This is a genomic window from Sinorhizobium sp. 6-70, assembly GCF_030124375.1.
Classification (GTDB): domain Bacteria; phylum Pseudomonadota; class Alphaproteobacteria; order Rhizobiales; family Rhizobiaceae; genus Sinorhizobium.
Genome location: NZ_JASKLS010000043.1, coordinates 1 through 545 on the forward strand (window position 1 = coordinate 1; position 545 = coordinate 545).

General features: G+C 55.0%; 2 protein-coding genes. Both read left to right on the top strand.

Features of this window, described 5'->3' with window-relative positions:
- Window positions 1-106: 106 nt before the first annotated feature.
- Window positions 107-259, top strand: coding sequence for a hypothetical protein (locus QN222_RS30240; RefSeq protein ID WP_283966095.1), 153 nt, complete (start codon window positions 107-109; stop codon window positions 257-259).
- Window positions 260-315: 56 nt separating this feature from the next.
- Window positions 316-545 (top strand): hypothetical protein (locus QN222_RS30245; protein ID WP_283966094.1); only part of this gene is annotated, 230 nt, incomplete at its 3' end.

Below are 545 nucleotides of genomic sequence, written 5' to 3' on the forward strand. Positions count from 1 at the left end.
CGTTGCAACAAAGCCTTCAACTAAATTTACAGAACCTTTGCGACCGCAGATCGCCAACGATGGTACCCTTACCGCGAAGTCTGAGGTCAGGCACGGATAAAAGCTGATGCCCATCTACCTCCTGCTAGCGAATGCGGCGGAGGTTGAAAGCTTTGCCGCCGAAATCGGCCTGCCGGTGATCCGCACCAGCACAGGTGGTGCAAGGTACGAGGATGGTCGCCGGACACTGGTGCAATTGAGAAGAGACGCAAGTCGATGATGATGATCCTTAAAACTCCGAACATTGCATAAGGAAGTGCGACGCGAATAATTCGCATGACCTATCCAAATCGCCCGACTTGCGGCTTGGATGAAGTAACGATTTTACCTGTGTGCGTCGATCTGCGTGGGTACGCGCCTGCGCCCGGGGTAGGCGTCGCGGCGGTCGCAAGACGTCGAGTGCAAGGAAATGGCCGAGAAGAAGGACTTCAGATGGCAGACAAACAGCAGGTCGACTACCTCATCATGAACGGCGAGGTGTACACAGGTGACCGAGACTCCCCGTT

What these genes read in the sequence shown, in the direction of transcription:
- QN222_RS30240 (WP_283966095.1), top strand. Translation starts at nt 107, where the DNA reads ATGCCCATCTACCTCCTGCTAGCGAATGCGGCGGAGGTTGAAAGCTTT.